The organism is Hyphomicrobium sp., from assembly GCF_041659645.1.
Lineage (GTDB): Bacteria > Pseudomonadota > Alphaproteobacteria > Rhizobiales > Hyphomicrobiaceae > Hyphomicrobium_B.
The window spans coordinates 72,102-85,197 of record NZ_JBAZXX010000004.1 but is presented as its reverse complement, the minus strand read 5'-3'; the positions used below and the strand labels follow the sequence as shown (position 1 = coordinate 85,197).

Annotated in this window: 10 protein-coding genes and 2 pseudogenes; 5 read left to right on the top strand and 7 right to left on the bottom strand. The window is 54.6% G+C overall.

Translation table 11 applies throughout. The annotated features are described in order from the left end of the window. Window positions 1-192 precede the first annotated feature (192 nt). Entirely contained in the window at window positions 193-1,092 is a 900-nt protein-coding gene (locus WC811_RS14755) for a hypothetical protein (protein ID WP_372645957.1), read from the bottom strand. A gap of 248 nt (window positions 1,093-1,340) precedes the next feature. Here WC811_RS14755 and WC811_RS14750 point away from each other — a divergent pair, with 248 nt between their 5' ends. From WC811_RS14750 to WC811_RS14740, 3 genes are all read left to right on the top strand, one after another. Continuing rightward, complete coding sequence (locus WC811_RS14750; protein ID WP_372645955.1) at window positions 1,341-1,799, top strand: hypothetical protein; 459 nt, start codon at window positions 1,341-1,343, stop codon at window positions 1,797-1,799. Between the two features lie 270 nt (window positions 1,800-2,069). After that, window positions 2,070-2,324, top strand: coding sequence for a hypothetical protein (locus tag WC811_RS14745; RefSeq protein ID WP_372645953.1), 255 nt, complete (start codon window positions 2,070-2,072; stop codon window positions 2,322-2,324). 182 nt (window positions 2,325-2,506) lie between these two features. Beyond that, window positions 2,507-2,803: a hypothetical protein gene (locus WC811_RS14740; RefSeq protein ID WP_372645951.1), complete on the top strand. Its 297-nt coding sequence runs from the start codon at window positions 2,507-2,509 to the stop codon at window positions 2,801-2,803. A gap of 11 nt (window positions 2,804-2,814) precedes the next feature. On the opposite strand, the gene WC811_RS14735 is transcribed toward WC811_RS14740, so the two are convergent. Beyond that, window positions 2,815-3,504 (bottom strand): SOS response-associated peptidase, encoded by a 690-nt coding sequence (locus WC811_RS14735; RefSeq protein ID WP_372645949.1) that lies wholly within the window; start codon window positions 3,502-3,504, stop codon window positions 2,815-2,817. Window positions 3,505-3,617: 113 nt separating this feature from the next. Here WC811_RS14735 and WC811_RS14730 point away from each other — a divergent pair, with 113 nt between their 5' ends. Next, on the top strand, window positions 3,618-6,113 hold the full coding sequence (locus WC811_RS14730) for a hypothetical protein (protein ID WP_372645947.1): 2,496 nt from the start codon (window positions 3,618-3,620) through the stop codon (window positions 6,111-6,113). A gap of 10 nt (window positions 6,114-6,123) precedes the next feature. Here the strand turns inward: WC811_RS14730 and WC811_RS14725 are convergent, their stop codons facing one another. Continuing rightward, window positions 6,124-6,591 carry a hypothetical protein gene (locus WC811_RS14725; RefSeq protein WP_372645945.1) on the bottom strand — a complete coding sequence of 156 codons (468 nt, stop codon included), beginning with the start codon at window positions 6,589-6,591 and terminating at the stop codon, window positions 6,124-6,126. 889 nt (window positions 6,592-7,480) lie between these two features. Between WC811_RS14725 and WC811_RS14720 the strand changes: the two are divergent. Beyond that, window positions 7,481-7,712, top strand: a pseudogene (locus WC811_RS14720) (hypothetical protein); the annotation flags it as partial. Window positions 7,713-7,833: 121 nt separating this feature from the next. On the opposite strand, the pseudogene WC811_RS14715 reads toward WC811_RS14720, so the two are convergent. The 4 genes and pseudogenes from WC811_RS14715 to WC811_RS14700 all read right to left on the bottom strand — a co-directional run. Continuing rightward, window positions 7,834-8,341: pseudogene (locus WC811_RS14715) on the bottom strand (ribonucleotide-diphosphate reductase subunit beta); the annotation flags it as partial. A gap of 405 nt (window positions 8,342-8,746) precedes the next feature. After that, complete coding sequence (locus WC811_RS14710) at window positions 8,747-9,169, bottom strand: XRE family transcriptional regulator (RefSeq protein WP_372645943.1); 423 nt, start codon at window positions 9,167-9,169, stop codon at window positions 8,747-8,749. 18 nt (window positions 9,170-9,187) lie between these two features. Next, entirely contained in the window at window positions 9,188-10,855 is a 1,668-nt protein-coding gene (locus WC811_RS14705; RefSeq protein ID WP_372645941.1) for a tryptophan halogenase family protein, read from the bottom strand. Window position 10,856: 1 nt separating this feature from the next. Then, entirely contained in the window at window positions 10,857-12,473 is a 1,617-nt protein-coding gene (locus WC811_RS14700; RefSeq protein WP_372645939.1) for an MFS transporter, read from the bottom strand. Window positions 12,474-13,096: the final 623 nt, after the last annotated feature.

The window sequence follows — 13,096 nt, the reverse complement described above, 5'->3', positions numbered from 1 at the left end:
TGCCTAACGCGCTGAGTCTTGGCCAGGGTTCGTAGGTCAGGGCGACGAAGGCTGACGAACCGCGCTCATTTATTCGCCTCCCCAAGGATACAAACGAGCTTCGTGGCGACGACATGCGAAGCACAAGTTTATACGCGGCTGGATCGTGTCGAGAAGAGGCTCGATCTATCGCAAGCATAACTTCGACACTGATTAGAGACAGCCTAAAGCTCGAAGGAATTCTTCGTCTTTGCCTTTGGCGCGCTCCTGCGCGCAGATTCCCTGCGTGTTCTCTGTTGCCATTTTGCGATCGAGGGCTTCGGTGGCCGGCGTTGTGACATGAAGTTCTTTGAGAAGCCCCAGCGAAAAGGAGACGTGCTGCGCCCATGGTTCGCTGTAGTCTTTGTCAACTTGGACGGTTTGGCCGTGATGAGCATCTATGATGGCATCGGCGTCAGCTTTGCGGTCGTTCAGGAGGAGGGCAATGGCTCGTGTGGATTCAATTTTCAAATCGGTTGGCAGAATGTCGTGGGCGCGCGTGGCTGCGTTCAGCGCCTTGGGGAAATCGCCGACACCCAGTGCATTGAAAGCAATGCCGGCGAGCTGAATGGCCGTTTTTCGAGCCGGTTTTCCGAATTCCTGAATATCCGCGGCTTCGATGGCCGGTAGCGCTTGTTCCTGACGGCGCAAAAGATTGGGCGTGTCAGCGAGGAGGTCGGCATTCTGTTTTTCGGCTTTCGCCAGTGCTTCCTTGAAAGCAGGGGATTCCGTATCTGACGCGGCAGTGTGTTGAGGTTGCCATCCACAATTTGCGGCGAGCTGTTTGAGCTTGTCGTTAACTTGATCCATCGGTGTGTTATCGAGAATAAATTTTGAGGTTTCGTTGCAGGCACTGATTTTAGCCTGGGTGACCGCGACCTCCGCCTGATCGGCCGCCGCACGTTGTGCCCGTTCGGCGTTGCGTGCCGTCTCCAGTTGGATTTTCGAGTTTTCATAATTGGTGAAAACAACGACGCCCTCGCCGAAGATCCCAATTGCGGCAGCGAGGACGGCGAAGAATTGGAGAATGCGACTTCCCAAGAGGGCGCGAAACGGACTTGGTTGGTCTGTCATCTCTAATCCCCCGATGTTTGCCGGTGCCGGCAGCACTTATGTGATTGTAACGCCAGTAGCATGGTCGGCGTCGTAACAGGCTCTCCCCTGCGACCTTATACGATCTTATAAGCCCACCAAATTAGGCCAATCCGCCAAAAAAAGACCCGCTTTAAAAGGTTAACGAACGCTGTTCAAATAATTCTTGCGAGAAGCCGTCGATCTCGTAATACTCCGTATACGGATCATTTCATTCTCGGGGGATTTCAATGACTGAACAATCAAAATTCGTGCTGACCTACGATCGCAGTGCAACCGCAGTGAACCAGCGGCCCAATCTCAAGGGCGAGTACCAACTTGCGGGCGAGGAGACGACGACAAAGCTCGCATTGTGGGGCGGCACTCAGAAAAATAGCGGCCTGCTTTACGCGAAGGGCCAAGCGACACCGGAAAGCATTTCCGATGCTTTGCGCGCCAGCAAGAGCCAGTCAGAGAATGTCGACCTGCCGCCGAACCTCGATTTGAAAGTGGGTGAAGCAGTCCTGTTCGAAAACGAAAAATCGACCAAGGAAAACCGCCAGCCAAAATTCTACGGCTACGCCCGTGAAGCGACGCGAGTCGTCCGGCTCGCAGGTTGGGAACGCGGGAACATCATCACGGGCAATGCAGAACCTTACCGGCCAGCCGCGAGCGCCGATGCCGTCCTGCCATCCGCTGATTTCGAATGACATCCGCTGAACACGAGCTGAGCGGGTTGTGCCGCTCAGCGTGGGTGGGTTGCCTTATCGGGCTTGAGCGGTGGTTGTGAAAGGCGGTTGGGACTTTCGTCGGGGCAATACTCCGGCGAGGATTCGGGATGACGCGCCGGTTCGCCGTGTCGAACCAGATCCCGACTTCATCGCAGATCTCGAAAAAAGCAAAGGCGAGGCGACCGTTCGTCAGAATTTAAAGAAGCGTGATCGTGGGCAGAAAGTGCTTCCTCCGAAAGTATGTTCTCCATGACAAACTCAAGTGAAATGACTGAACTAAAACACGACTACGCGGCAGTCCTTCGCGAGCGTATGCGGGTCCAAATCGACCAGCGAAAAGTTTCCCTAAAAACAATGCTCGCAACCGACAGCGAACCTGGCTGTTTTGCTACGGCTATGAACGAACTCGCGATCGAATGGCGGATTGAAAACTTGGGCATAGATTTTGCGCAGGACCTCGGCGAGCGTCAACTAAAGCGCTTACTGAAGAAATATACAAAATAGTCTGGGAGGTCACCTAAGGATGACTTGGAAGGCTTGGCTTTGTGTAGCTATCGCTGTTCTCTTGTGGGGCATGATTGTCGCTGGCATCGTTTGGTGGTGGCAACGCTGGCAGCAGTCCCCGGCTAGACGTGCGCGCATCATAAGGAATCTTCGTTCCGGTAAAATCTAAGGAGCCGCGGGACATGGCCAGCTCCATCACCGCCAAGACGTTAAAACAACTACAGGTCCCTTATAACGATTACGACCTTGCGAAGCTCGAAACGGAGCTTATCAAGTGGTTGGGGCAAGCGTTTCCCGAAGACCGCGGCACTCCAGATTCCTTGGCAAGATTGCAGACGGTTTTGACACTGGCCGCGTCGATCCTCTATGACGTCGCCCTCGAGCGCGTGACCGCTGCAGCCGGTCGACACGTTGGCCGCGGTCTCGCAATCCAAATCTTCTTAGACGCCCTCGAGCAAGCCGGTTGGAAGCGTCGCTGAGAAACAGCTTTTCAGAGCAGGGTGGCCGTTCCGTCGTCGCCGGCTTTACCGAGTAAGTCCATCTTGGTTTTACCGCTCTGAACAATGCGCATTTTGGCGGGGTCAAAGCTGCGGGCGAGGGCGAACGCCGCTTCCGTTGAACCGGTCAGCCATGTTTCGAATTCTTCCACTTCGGTCAGCAACACCGGCATACGTTCGTGATTGATGCTGTCGGTCAAAGCGTTCGGTTTGGTGGTCACGAAAGAATAGACGTCGATGTCGACGTTCGGGCCATCCTTTTTGATGGGCCCTTTCCAACGCTGCCAGATGCCCGGGAAGGCGAACAGGCGACGATCTTCGTCACCGTTGACGGCAAACCAGAACCACGACGCAGGCTTCTCGCCATTCGGCTCACAGTAGGACGATGCCGGCACCAGGCACCGCCGCTTCTCGAAGGAGGGCTTCCAAAATCGGCTCGAGAGGATTTTATCGTCGCGCACGTTCGTGACGCGGCGAGGCGCTTTGCCGTCCTGCAGCAGCACAAAGCCCCAAGACATGGAGACAAGCTCGCGTTCCCCATCATCCGCGCGACTAACGATCGGCGCTTCGTAGCCCGGGAAAATCGCCGGCCTGGGGTCCAGCAACGTGGCGCGATTGTGCGGTACCCGGAAGAGCCGCCGAATAGCCTCGACATTGCGTGTTTGGGAATAGAGATTGCACATTCCTCAGAGTTTACCGGTCCGACGCCGGCACGGCAACGTAGGTCACGACGACCTTGCCCGTCTCCCGCTGCGACGGTAGTCTCCTCTTATTGCCAACAAAAAAGATGTTTTGCATGCGCACCGCTGACGAAATCCGCAAAGACATCTCAGAGCTCCGCATTGGCGATGCGAATGAAGCGATAACACGTCAACGTATCATCGATGACATCCTTTACGGCACGCTGTCGTGGAACAAAGAAGAAGTAACCGTCGAAGAGCGGATACCCGAAGACGATGTGGATCGTTACATCGATTATCTTTTCTCTTGCGCGCAGGCCAATGTCCTAGTCGAGGCAAAACGTATCAATGCACGCCTTGATGCCTTACCGGACCAACGGCGGATACCGCTTAAAGGCTCGTGGTTGAAAGGGGAGGTGGGCGCGGCCGTGCGCCAAGCGCGCGATTACGCGCGCAGCAAGGGCGTAGGATTCGCCATCGTGACCAATGGCAATGCCTGGATCATCTTTCCGGTCAATCGCCGGGATAACGTATCTTTCGAAAACAGCCACGCGATCGTTTTTAAGGATGCCCAGACAGCTCTTGATACCGATCGCGAAGAATTCGTCGGGCTCCTTTCGCGTGCGGCCATAATCAACGGTTCCCTCGATACGGCCCTTCTGGGCGGTGAGCGAAATCAAACCGACACGCGCAGGCTCAACGCAATTTATGATCGTACGTTCTCGCAGGTGAAACGGACGAGCGTTTTCTCTCACATCGAGCAGGAGATCATCACGGCGTTTTCGGAAGAGCTGCTAAGTGACAATCCCGAGATCCTCGAAAAAGCCTATGTCGAAACCCCGGATCGCGTTCGCTTCGATAGTCGTATTCAGATGCACGTCAATAAGCGGGAGCAAGTTCTCTCGTCTCGGCCGCTGCGGCCCGTCAGTCGCGGCGGTGACATGACTTCAATCACTAGGCATATCACCGGTCTTCGCGTGGCGACACGCCCTATAGCGCTCCTTACCCTCGGGCTGGTCGGTTCGGGCAAGACCACCTTCTTGAATTACGTCGCCAAAATCAGCGCCCGCGGGCATTTCGAGCTCGACCCCAGCAAAGCCAAGGCGCACTGGATCTATGTAGACTTTCGCGACTTCTCAGCTGACGTTTCACCGCGCTCCTATATCATTGGCCGCGCCTTCGATTACGTCAAAAACCATACGTTCTTGCGCGACTATGAGCGATGCCTCAAGCACGCCTATGCCTCCGACATCGAAAACTTGACGGTCGGTCCAATGGCTCTACAGGCAAAAGAACCGGAGAAACTCAACGACGCCATCACACAGCTGATGATGTCGGATTATCAGGCGCGTGAACCTTACGTCACTAAAGTGTTGTCGTACGCCTCACAGAATGCGCCGATATTTCTAGTCATCGACAATGTCGATCAACGCGAGGACATAAAAGATCAGTCTTCGATTTTCCTCGAGTCGCTTTCTCTCGCCCGAACGCTTCGAGCAAATCTTGTGCTCGCTATGCGCGATGCAACCTATCTGCGCAGCAAGAGCGCGCCGGTCTTTGACGCCTTCGATTTCGACGCTGTCTACATTGATCCGCCGGCCATCCAAGCAGTGCTGTCCAAACGCTTCACCGTCGCCCGCAATCTTCTGACCGGAAAGCGGTTTGAGTTCATCACAGACGGCGGCGCCAGGATGATAGTCGATAATGCCGGCATGATCGTCGACATGTTGTCTGCCGGCATCCTCAACACCGAAGTCGGCCGCCTCATCGAGGTCGCAGCCACCGGCGATACACGCCTAGCGCTTAAGATGACACGGCAGTTTCTGCAGTATGGATATTCGTCCTCGACACGGGCCGTCGAGATCTACAAGCGCACCGGCAACTACAATCTGCCTCCGCACGAGGCGCTCCGAGCCATCATGTGCGGCAACCAATCGATCTATAACGATACGTTCTCCGCGATCGGCAATCCGTTTGATGCCAAGCTCGGCCGATCGCAAATGCAGTTCCTCCGCCTCTACATCCTGTCAGTGCTTGTTAATCTGGCAAGCGAAAAGAGTTTTGACGGCATTGAGGCTTGCGAAATTATCACTGTGCTAGAGAAGCTCGGTATCAGTGAACGCTATACTGAGAAAGTCATCAAAGACCTGATCGATCAGCGCTATCTCTTCTCGCGTTCCCACCAAGATTATTCCCGCGAGAGCGTTATCCTGCCCAGCCGGCTTGCAGGCTATGTCGTTCGCGAGCTCATCGGCCGTTTCGTGTTCATCGAAAATGTCATGATGGACACATTTATTGGCGACGATGCCTCTTGGCAGCGCATCAAGGACCTTATGCGCCAGGTCTACGGCGAAAACGATCGCACCCGGCGGTTTCGACTGCGCAAGGAAGCCGCTCAAGCGTTTTTCGATTATGCCGCCCGGGGGGTGCAGCAACTCGTTGACCAGGCGGAGATGCGGAACGTGCCACGCGTTTGGTGCTTGAATGCCTTAGAGCAGGTCCGCGTCGACTTTGAACACGATCTCCAACGCGCGCTACGCTCGGCTCTGAAAAATTACGGCACAGGCCAAGATACCAACGAGGGGCTTCCGCTCTTCAATCCGGCAAAATAGTGCCTTGCGATTACTGCTTAGGAGTGCCGACGGACTTGCTCTGATCCCCGAATAAATGCGTCAGCAAAGCGTCCAACTTCGGGTCGCCGGTATTAGGCTGGGGGGCCTCATCTTCAACCGAAGGCGCTACGGCCGTCTCTGCACTCTTGACCCTGGAGTTACCGGTCGGCCGGGCAAGCGCAAGACACGGCTTCAAGACATCGGGCTGTCCGGTATTCAGAGCATCCCCGTAAGTTTTGAACATTTCCTCGCAAGCCTTCGCCCGGGCATCGTCGGCCTGAGCTTTGAGAAGCGTCGCAGCGTTTTCTGCCTGGTGAATTTTGATCCGTGCTTCTTCGGTGTTCACAATCGCCGGCAATAGGACGGTGTTGTACGCTTCACCGGCAGTTGCAATCACAGCTAGAGTCATCATGAATGGGTTGCGCAGCAGCGATGCGAACGCGCGCGCAACAGGTCTGTCAGAACTCGTGCTGTCCATAGTCCCCCCGGCCCTCAATCGAGGTTGGTTCTACTAGCTCATTGAGGATGACATCAATGGAACGTTTAATATGCATAAAAAGTCAGGATGTCAGGTTTGCAAGTCAAGGCTCAGGATAGGGTGGGGCAGAGGGCTGACAATCAAGGCTGAAGGCGGCCAAAGCCTTGTTCGTGGCCGATCGTTTAGAAAATCGGAGCGCCTTTTTTCGCAATGTTGAAAGTGCTTCCCGAGCAGTGTCGGGAGGTGATCCCTCCCCTACGCACCGCGCCACATTTAACATAAGATACCTTATGCGACTTTTGTAATCGCGTCTAATGAATTGAGAAATGACAATCTTCTCAAAATCATTTTACATAATGCCTTTCACATTCACGCGTGCGACTCCCCTATTAATCCGTGGACGCCAGCGGCTCTTCTTGCTTTTGGACCCTTACTGACAGTCGATCCGAATTACAGATGTCCGAAAATTCTGAAGTCGAATTGCTTATGGTTTTGCCAGGCGCGGACGCCACACACCCACGATGATATTGGCGATCGGAAGCGTTATTATTGCGCCCAATGCATACCACTCGTTCCCGATGGCGCTAGCAAGCCCGTCAGCGGTTGACTCGCCCGCCGCTATCTTCGCCGAAATCGCGGCTGCGTAATTTGCCTTTGATTGAATAATGCCGCGAGTCGCTTCAGCGCGCTCGTCGTCGGGCGCGCGGGGGCCGCTTCTCGCCGTCGGAACCCTGATGTGCTGCCCAATCTTCACAGCGTATTGTCGTCGAACTGAACGAACCTGTCTCGCAGCCGACGCCCCCAAGAGCGGGCGCAACCCGCACGAAATAGATAGCGGCCGGCTGCTGGTGAAAAATGCAATTGTATGGCTCATCAACAGCCTTGAACTGCTGCGTTGCAGCAATCAGCAGCCCATCAAGGTCAGTCGCCCAATCTGTACCTCGCCGCGCCGAACGGCCGAAAGCTTGACGCGCATTACCATCTTGCATGGGAGCGGTCTCAAGACGACGTATTACCTTCGGGCGCAGTCTGCGACGCACGTCGAAAAATCGACGCTCAAGCGCACGGACGCCAAGCTAAACGCAGTTGCAAATCCCGTTCTGCTTTCGTCGTCAATAGAAGGCAAAGCCTGTTGGAGGCCTAGTACGCGTCGACGACAAGGCGATGATCAATTGCCGCGCCGACGTCAATCCGTTGCTGCCGCTGAAGTACCGATGTGTGGGAGAAATATATTTCCGGCTAGTTCAGATGAATGCTCTCGTCCCGCAGGATGTACTGATACTGCTCGGCGATACCGACTATGTTGTTGCGGCGACCGAATCTGAGCGAACCCCGTGTAGAACCACATGTCTTCGAACACGACGTAGAATGCCACTCGGTCGCGAAGAAATACTTGATCGGTCGATTTTGTGCCAGTCGCGAAAGTCGAATCATCGAGATGCTTGGTGTAGGCCATTGCCCAGGCGGCTTTGTCGGTGATCGAAGGGATTTTGCGATAAATGTTGAAGAGCTCACCCTCATCGAGCCCGAGGCTTTCGACGATGTACTGAAACGTATGAGTATGCACCGCCTCTTCAAACGCTCGCCGCAACAGATACTGCCAACATTCGGGATTGGTGAGATGCCGGTAGATCGCCAGCACGATGTTGTTGGCAACAAGGGATTCTGAAGCGGCGAAGAATTCGAGGTTGCGCTTGATCATGCGCCGCTCGTCCTCCGTCAAGCCGTCCTTGGCTTTCCAGAGCGCTATCGGCCATGAAACCCCACCCGCTGGGTTCTCACACAGCCCCCAAAGAAAGCTGACAATTCAGACCATCCTCGTCGAGCGATGGGCACTGGCCATAAGGTTGTCTGCTATGGTTTCGACAGTAGTCGTAATTGAATGACGGCTAGGGGACTTAAAGCTAGATTCGATCGCGCCGCTCCGCACCAAGTTGGAATTTTTTCGGCAAAGTGAGGGGTCCGCATCCGCACGATGATCTCCGCTAAAAACGTCCTGGTCAATTTTTCCGTCACCACGAGGAGACGCACGCGAGGGGAAAGCTCCTTGTCTAGCGAATTGAACATAAGCCAAGATTGAGGCCGTGTTCATTCTATAAGTAATGAATTGTCGAGCGGAAAGGTTTCAAGCGCATTCTCGGCTAGTGCCCCACTATCACAGCATATCATCGGAACTTGTGGGAGAAGCTCGTCGTGATGTGCAAGCCTGTCCCTTTTCTCGCACCCGCCGTTTGCGGGATTTGCGCACGACATTCACTCGAAGTTCGACTTCAACGTCGGGATCAGCCATCCAGAGTAGGCGAACCAATCTGTCCAATGAAAATCGTGCAAGTTTTCCGTGCCGAATGCGCGAGATTTCGGTCTGCGAGATGCCCGTTGCCTCCTCGAATGCGACCGCTGTGCCCCATTTAGTCCTGATTGAATATATAATTTGTGAGGCAACGACTCTTCTTGAATCATCGATATCTAAATTCCATCGCTCGTAAATTTGAGTTGCAAAGATCTTGTGTCCAGATTTGCTTGCGGATCGTCTGGACGAGGCTCCAAACCTTGACACTCCGCTTTTTGCTTTGATCATTATGGGGCCTCGGCTTCGTTAGCTCTTAGACGGATCATTTCCTCTTGATTTCGGCGCATATACTGGCAACTTGATTTTCGTGTTGCCTGCCGCAAAGCCGACAAGCGGCCCGAGGCGTTGGCCTGAAGGCCGCACCACCGCCGCTTTGCCCATAGTTCGCAAGAACTCGCTTTGCGAAATCAAATCCCGGAGTTGGTTTGATCTCCCGTCGCGGACCGCGCGTCGGTAATGATCGTAAGCGGCGTGGTTCAATGACGGCGCATTAACGAGATCGGTATCCCGATAGAAGCCCTTAGCAATCAACAGGAGAGCATAGACAGGTCCACCAAACAAAAACGTGCTGCCCAGGTCCAGATCTTCGGGAGTCCTATTGCGCCATATCCTGAGATTCTCCTGGAGACGATCAGAAAGTCTCGTCCCGTCGCGCGCCGCTTTCCAATACTCTGTATCGTGCCGATTATTGAGATGGTAGTGAAGCTGCACTAAATCACGAACCTCGTCGTAAAGCCGCGCTACCTGACGGTTGTACGCGTTGGCCAGTTCGGGCTCGAAATCGCTAGTTGGAAGAAAGCGGCGCAGCCATCTCACCGCTAGATCCGTCATGAATATTGCCGTCGCCTCGAGTGGTTCGATGAATCCTCCCGCGAGGCCCAACGCGACGCAGTTTTTACTCCATGCATTGCGGACACGGCCCGTGCGAATTGCGATAATGCGAGGTTCGCAGCCTTTGGCTTGATCGCCATACCAATTAAGGAGTTCCTCTGTCGCCTCGTCGTCGGAGATAAAGTGGCTTGAGAAAACATAGCCGGTACCGATACGGGTCGTGAGTGGGATGTTAAAATTCCAACCGGCCGAAAACCCCGTCGCTTTCGTCACTGGCGCGATTGCCGCCGGGTCTTTGTGGGGAATTTGCACGACTGCGGCACGGTCATTCAGCAAGTAGTCGGCGTACGATTCGAACGGTTCCCCTAAAGCCTGTTGCAGGATAGATCCTCTGAAGCCCGTGCAATCAATGATAAAGTCAATCGCATGTTCACCATACTCACCTAATCCCAAGCTTCTGACGAACCCCCTCTCGTCAAGCGCGATCGAGTTGACATTGTCGGTAATATGCTTGACACCCCGGCCCGTCGCCAGCTTTCTGAGGAACTCAGCAACCTTCGTCGCGTCGAAGTGGTAGGTGTAGCCGATCTCAGCGCTGAAATCGGACTCACCGGGGCGACGGGGTGAAAGATTGTTCCTCACGATCTCTACGACAGGAGAAAAGCCGCGAACATACGATATGCCCACGGAGGGGTCTTTCCGCGCAGGATCGAAGGTCACAAAATAATCAGCCAGTGCCCGTCCTTCGATGATCGGCGGAGCATTCAAGATATTCAGGAACTCGATCGGCTTGCCGTTTTTATCGTGATTCCAATTGACGAAGTGGGCCGCGACTTTGAAAGTCGCGTCCGCAGCGTTGAAGAATTCCGCTTCAGAAATACCAAGTTGATGAAGCAGCACGACCATTCCCGGCAAACTTGCTTCGCCAACACCGACAATCGGGATGTCCGGAGATTCGATAAGAGTGATCTCAATACTCTTACCCGGGTCATCTGATGTGCAGTAGCGATTGAGAAAAGCGGCCGCGAGCCAGCCGGCTGTACCACCACCGACGATGGTAATGCTTCGTATCGGCTTTCCCATATCACGCGTCTCCCGTTTGCGCTTTTTCGTGCGCACCAAGTTGTTCGAGTCGTCGGCTTTTGGTTTCAATCAAAGTGGCCATCGCGAGCAACGATGCCAATGTCATCGATGCCGCGCCGATAAGGGCGATCGCTTTCATCGAGGGAGGCGCCATCCCCGTTGTCACGAGCGCGATGATGACGACACCGCCTAGTTTGCTCGCTCCCGCGGCCAGTCCGCCGCCTTTCGCCCGTATTTGCGTAGGGAAAATTTCGGACGCGTATACCGACACCACCGCCGACAGTGAGCTGATACCGCAGATGGGTATCGGCATCAGAATGGACAGGAGAAAACGATTGTCGACGATTCCCCCGGCGGCGACGACAAAGGCCAAAAGTGCTACCGATATCGTAGTCGTCAGAAGGAGGATCGTCTTGCGACTGCTCCAGCCCCCATACAGCCAAGCAACCAAAAGCGTAGATGGAAAACCTAGTAACGCCGCATTACGAAGAAGTGCGTCAGAATCTGTAAAGCCGATCTGGCGTAAGTTAGTCGGCATCCAAAGATTAAACCCGAACAGAACCAACCCTGAACCGAAACCAAGACAGGCTACTGCCGCTGTATGTTTGAGAAATGCAGGACTAAACAGACTCGACCAGCGATCGGGAGCTTGATCTTCCATGGCAGTAAACGCCGTTAGATCTTTGATGTGCGCGCCGTAACGCGCCATTACGGCGGCAGCCTCTTCAATTCTGCCCGCAGCAATGAGATAGCGCGGCGACTCGGGAATCCACCTATTCAGCGCAATTAGCGCTAGGCCAGTGGGCAAGCCAATCAGCCACAAAATTCGCCAGCTATACGTCGGAATTAACGCAGCGGCGAGCCAGCTCGTTGCAACGTACGCGCCGGCGATGTCGGCGCCGATCAAGACCATTAGCACACCGCGGTGTCTCGCTGGAATGGTTTCGGCGAGAAGTGTGTAACAGATGGGAAGCATACCTCCGACGGTCATTCCCATCAGGAAGCACATTGCCAAATTCCACTCGAAGCTCGGCATTGCTCCGCAAATCGAAGTAGCAATAAACCCAATGCCTGCATAGAGGATGGAGGCCCTACGCCCAATCCGATCTCCAAGCCACCCCCAAAGAAAGGAGCCCAGGAAGGTTCCAACAATCGCGAAAAGTGCAATGTAACTGACGGGTATCGCCCCGCGCGGATTGAGCGGAGACCACAAATTGTATTCGAGGGACATGCCAGGCATGACGAACGCGAGAGTCGTTGGCTTCATCACGTCGATTGTCACGGCGAACGCCATCGTGACCATCAATCCAACATGAGAAATAGTGATCTTCGCGTCGTCTAGGGTTGTCACTTCAAACTGCGATGCGCGCTTTCCGAGTTCTTCCCCCTTGCTTGGCATCAACCCGTAAAGGCTCGCAAGCAATCCCACCGCAATCGAGACCATTCCAAGGATCATTGTTTGATCCATTGGCATCCCTGCCAAGCGATAGCCGTTTCCACTACCCATCAGATACATGGGAATATGCGCGAGAACCCCGGCGGTAACGGCCGTAACACCGAACCAAAACGCTCTCGGATTTGCAAATGTCACTCCGCCGACCACTCGCCGCATCGACATCCAATCCTCCCCAGTTGAAAAAGGCCATTGATTTGTCATCGCCGCTAAGGCTCTCGTTTCAAACAAGCCGCCACGCGCGCGCGTGCGCTGAAGTCGACCACCGAGCGCACCTTTTTGTGCAGGAACTCCGTGGCCTCCCAACGAACTGCCAAGGCACACCTGGCGCCTTGGCAGCCTTGCTCACTTATCCTTTGCCGTAACGGAAGTTCGCGATGCAGCTTCTTGAAAGCGGCAGGCAATCTCTCCGTGTGTCCGTTTCGCTTCCCGTTCGATGGGGCGTGTTGGTGTTCGGCGGCCAGTTCTGCGGCAGTCGATCGGCCTTGTGGCAATACGTTCTCCTAGGGAGATTGTGACAATGCCGATAGGAATGCGCGTCCGCGACGACCAGAGGACCAAACGAATTCGCTGAAGTGCCCCCTTCCGCGCTCTGCGCCGCAAAGGAAACGAGGCTGATACCGACGAACGCTGTAGCCAACATCGATCGCGTTAAAAAGCGTAGGGATGAAATCCTATTGATATTTTGCATCTTGGGTTTTCCTCGTTGAAGGATGTTTCGAGTCTTCAGCGGAGGGCTCGCCAATGCGCGATTGCACCCGCTCGCTGAACAGATTTTTGAAAAGGGA